The organism is uncultured Brachyspira sp., assembly GCF_944388875.1.
Classification (GTDB): Bacteria; Spirochaetota; Brachyspiria; order Brachyspirales; family Brachyspiraceae; genus Brachyspira.
In genome coordinates this window covers 1-4,560 of sequence record NZ_CALXKQ010000047.1, presented here as the reverse complement: position 1 = coordinate 4,560, position 4,560 = coordinate 1, and the positions used below count along the sequence as shown (strand labels likewise).

The following is a 4,560-nucleotide window of genomic DNA, read 5'->3' as shown; positions in this document are numbered from 1 at the left end:
AATCAGGTCAGACAGGAGTCGAACCTGCAACACCCGGTTTTGGAGACCGGTGCTCTACCAATTGAACTACTGACCCAAATTTATAAAATTAAAAAATATTATCTTGATACTTTCAATTCCTTATGAATTGTATGTTTTTTATCATGAGGGCAATATTTTTTCAATTCCAATTTCTCTGGAACATTTTGTTTATTTTTAGTTGTTATGTAATTTTTTCTTTTACATTCTGTACATTGAAGATGTATTTGTTCTGTTTTTACTTTTGCACCTGCCATTATTTACTCCTTTAAGAATAAATTTCTATAACCTAAATTTACAAGGTATTCAATTATATACCTAAAAAAAAATTATGTCAATAATAAAATATAAAAATTAAATGCTTTTAATAATAATATTTATTATTAAAGATTTTTTACAAATATATTTTACAAAAGTTTTATTATAAAACTATATTAAAAATCGGAGAAAGATATGAAAAAAATAATACTTCTATTAACTTTAATCATTTCATCAATACCATTGTATTCGCAAACAGAAAGATTTACAAGGCTTACTCCAGCACAATTAACCAATTTGGCTAATCCAAGAAGACTCTCTCACAGAATATTTTATAGAGAAAGATCGAAAGGTCCTAATGCTAAATGGTTTGATGCTGTTAAAGAGGGAAATTTGGCAGAAATTAAAAGAATGGTAGAGGCAGGACAGGATATAGAGGTTCAGGATACGGCAAGTTTAAAGCAAACTGCTTTAGGATGGGCTGCTTTCATTGGATATTTAGATGTGGTTCAATATTTAGTAGATAAAGGGGCAAATCTTTATGCAGGAGATACTGCTGATGTTACAAGTGCTTTTAAATCCGCTATACTTGGAGGAAATATAAAAGTTATAGAGTATTTATACCCTCTTTATCAAGGGAAGTTAAATCTAAATGAGCAGGATAAAAGAGATGGTGAAACTATGCTTATGGTAGCAGCAGGAAACAGCAGAGAAGATGCTGTAAAATTTTTACTTGATAAAAAGGTTGATGTGAATATAGTAAGCAAACAGCTTAATAAAAGTGCATTTACTTATGCATGTGAATCAAGAAATCAGAACATTATAAAAATGATAAAAGATGCAGGCGGAATAAATGTACGCACTGGAAAAGCATCATGTCAATAATATATAAATAATTTCTTAATAAAAAATAGAGCTTATTTTTTAAGCTCTATTTTTTTATACTAAAACTTCTATAAAGGCAGAGAATCGTTTTTATCTATATTATTTAAAGATTTTATAGGCTCAAATGAATATCTATGCATATCGCTTGCCCCATACATATCTATAGCTTTAATATGTTCTTTAGTGCCGTATCCTTTGTTTTTAGCAATTTTATATTTTTGATATTCCTCAGGAAGTTCATTCATCATCCTATCTCTGGTAACTTTAGCAATTATACTTGCACATCCTATACTATAAGATTTAAAATCTCCCTTTGTTATAGAGCATTGTTTTATATCTGTATCAAGTTTTACAGCATCTATAAGAAGTACATCTGGTTTTAATTCCAAATTTTCTACAGCCTTAATCATAGCAAGCTTGGCAGCATTGTATATATTTATCTCATCTATAGTCTTTGAATCAACAGAGTAAACAGAATAGCATAAAGCATTCTCAATTATTTTTTCATAAAGCTCTTCTCTTTTTCTTGCCGCTATTTTTTTGGAATCATCTACATCTTTAACTATTAAATCCCTTTTAATATCATCATTAAATAATTCCAAAGGCATTATGACGGCAGCAGCTGTAACAGGCCCGAATAAACATCCCCTGCCAACCTCATCTATACCGCATATATTTTTAAAGCCTAATGATAAATATTCTTTTTCATAAGCAAATTTATCTATAATGGTTTTAGTATCAAAAATATCCATAACTTAATCCCCCATTATAAATAAAATTATATATAAATAAAAATTACAATAATTGATAAAAAATCAATATTATAATTATAACGGCAAATAATGAAACTGATACTATAGCCAAATTACTTATTTTTTTATCAACTCCTTTAACTTTATCATCAGTTATTATATGCTCTTCATCTATTTTTTTATCAACATATTCAATCAATTTATCATGTTTTTTATTTTGTTTTTCAAACATCTCATCAGTATTTTTTACAAGATCGGCATATCTATGCTCTATTTTTTTAATTCTTTTCTTATTCTTGATGCTTTCCTCACCGATTCGGTTTTCCACATAATTAAACAAATCATCATTATTATTATTAATATAAGAATTTTTATAATTATTTTCACTGGAAATTTTATTATTATTATTTAACCTGCTGTTTATAGTATCTACTAACTGTTCATATTTGATATTATTTTTCTCTAATATTTCATTTATACTTTTCACAAATGCCTCATACTTAATATTAATATCTTTATTTTCTTTATCAAAATATTTTTTCTGCTCATCAAATTGAATATCCAATCTCTTATTTAAAACTTCTGCTAATTGTTCATATTTCATATTATTTTTCTCTAATATTTCATTTATAGTATTTACAAATGCTTCATTATTTTTAGCTATAGCCTCTAATTTATTCTTTTGTTCTTCTGACTGCATATCCAATCTTTTACTTACAGTATCAGCAAATTGATTATATTTAGCATCATTTTTTTCTATTGATTCATTTATATTCTTTGCAAATGATGCATATTTGCTGTCAATATTGTAATTTAAAATATCGCTGCTGTCTTCTATTTTTTTATTTAAATTATTAATGAGAGTATCATATTTAGAATTATTTTTAGCCAATTCATCATATTTTGAATTTAATGCTTTTCTCTCATCATTTAATATGGCTTTTTGTTCTTCTATCTGGCTGTCTAATTTTTTATTTAAATTACCAATAAGCTCTTCATATTTAGCATTGTTTTGATTATTTTCATCGTCTATTCTTTTAATATTTTCAGAAAGACTTTCATGTTCTCTTCTTAAACCTTCCGTTTCTTTGAAGAATTTTAAATTTTGCTCCAATAAAAGATCATCTATCTTCTTATCTGTTTTTGAAATCAATTCATCGTATTTAGCATTGTTTTTATCTAAAGTATCATTTGCTGATTTTATAAATTCTTCCTGCTTTCTGCCTATATCATCAATTAATATTCTATGACCTATATTATTTTTATTTATTAAATCTTCAGTATCTTTATAAATCTTAGATTTTAAAGCATCTGTTTCTTTAGATAATATATTCTTCTGCTCTTCTATATGATTATCCAATTTTTTATTCGTATCTGCTTCGACTCTTTTAATATTTTCAGAAAGATTTTCCTGTTCTCTTCTCAAACCTTCTGTTTCTTTGAAGAATTTTAAATTTTGTTCCAATAAAAGGTCATCAATTTTTTTATCTGTTTTTGAAATCAATTCATCATATTTGGCATTATTTTGAGTGTTCTCATCATCTATTCTTTTTATATTGTCAGAAAGATTTTCCTGTTCTTTTCTTAAACCTTCCGTTTCTTTGAAAAATTTTAAATTTTGTTCTAATAAAAGATCATCAATTTTTTTATCTGTTTTTGAAATTAACTCTTCATATTTAGCATTATTTTGAGTGTTTTCATCATCTATTCTTTTTATATTGTCAGAAAGATTTTCCTGTTCTTTTCTTAAACTTTCTGTTTCTTTGAAGAATTTTAAATTTTGTTCCAATAAAAGATCATCAATTTTTTTATCTGTTTTTGAAATTAGCTCTTCATATTTGGCATTATTTTGAGTGTTTTCATCATCTATTCTTTTGATATTTTCAGAAATGTTTTCTTGTTCTTTTCTCAAACTTTCTGTTTCTTTGAAGAATTTTAAATTTTGTTCCAATAAAAGATCATCAATTTTTTTATCTGTTTTTGAAATTAGCTCTTCATATTTGGCATTATTTTGAGTGTTTTCATCATCTATTCTTTTGATATTTTCAGAAATGTTTTCTTGTTCTTTTCTCAAACTTTCTGTTTCTTTAGATAATAGATTTTTCTGCTCTTCTATATGATTGTCTAATTTATTATTCGTATCTGCTTCCACTCTTTTAATATTTTCAGAAAGACTTTCCTGTTCTTTTCTCAAACTTTCTGTTTCTTTAGATAATAGATTCTTCTGCTCTTCTATATGATTATCAAGTTTCTTATTAGTATCTTCTTCTACTTTTTTTATGTTTTCAGAAATGTTTTCCTGTTCTCTTCTCAAACATTCTGTTTCTTTGAAGAATTTTAAATTTTGCTCCAACAAAAGATCATCAATCTTCTTATCTGTTTTCGAAATCAACTCTTCTGTATTTTTACTAAGCTCATCATATTTGGAGTTTAAAGACTCTGTTTCTCTAGCTAATACATTTTTTTGCTCTTTTATCTGAATATCTAATTTTTTAGCCGTATCAGAAATTAACTCATCGTATTTAGAATTATTGCTGTTTATTAATTCATTTATATTTTTAGATAATTCTTCATATTTGGAGTTTAAAGACTCTGTTTCTCTAGCTAATACATTTTTTTGCTCTTTTATCTGAATATCTAATTTTTT

Annotated in this window: 3 protein-coding genes, 1 tRNA gene and 1 pseudogene; 1 reads left to right on the top strand and 4 read right to left on the bottom strand. The window is 25.9% G+C overall.

All coding sequences use genetic code 11. The features are described from left to right. Positions 1–3 precede the first annotated feature (3 nt). Positions 4–76 (bottom strand) — tRNA-Trp (locus tag Q0J69_RS14120). 22 nt (positions 77–98) lie between these two features. After that, the gene (gene rpmG / locus Q0J69_RS14115; protein WP_008723772.1) at positions 99–275 is read right to left on the bottom strand and encodes a 50S ribosomal protein L33; all 177 of its coding nucleotides are present in this window, start codon (positions 273–275) and stop codon (positions 99–101) included. Positions 276–471: 196 nt separating this feature from the next. On the opposite strand from rpmG, the gene Q0J69_RS14110 reads away from it, so the two are divergent. Further along, positions 472–1,161, top strand: coding sequence for an ankyrin repeat domain-containing protein (locus Q0J69_RS14110; protein WP_297208561.1), 690 nt, complete (start codon positions 472–474; stop codon positions 1,159–1,161). A gap of 68 nt (positions 1,162–1,229) precedes the next feature. Here Q0J69_RS14110 and Q0J69_RS14105 read toward each other — a convergent pair whose 3' ends face one another. Together Q0J69_RS14105 and Q0J69_RS14100 are read right to left on the bottom strand one after the other, a co-directional pair. Further along, entirely contained in the window at positions 1,230–1,913 is a 684-nt protein-coding gene (locus tag Q0J69_RS14105; RefSeq protein WP_297208560.1) for a ribonuclease HII, read from the bottom strand. A 43-nt stretch (positions 1,914–1,956) separates the two neighbouring features. After that, a pseudogene (locus Q0J69_RS14100) lies at positions 1,957–4,560 on the bottom strand (hypothetical protein); the annotation flags it as partial.

Bases quoted from the DNA above. Each gene is read 5' to 3' on its own strand.
- Q0J69_RS14110 (WP_297208561.1), top strand. From the start codon at position 472: ATGAAAAAAATAATACTTCTATTAACTTTAATCATTTCATCAATACCA.
- Q0J69_RS14105 (WP_297208560.1), bottom strand. From the start codon at position 1,913: ATGGATATTTTTGATACTAAAACCATTATAGATAAATTTGCTTATGAA.
- rpmG (WP_008723772.1), bottom strand. From the start codon at position 275: ATGGCAGGTGCAAAAGTAAAAACAGAACAAATACATCTTCAATGTACA.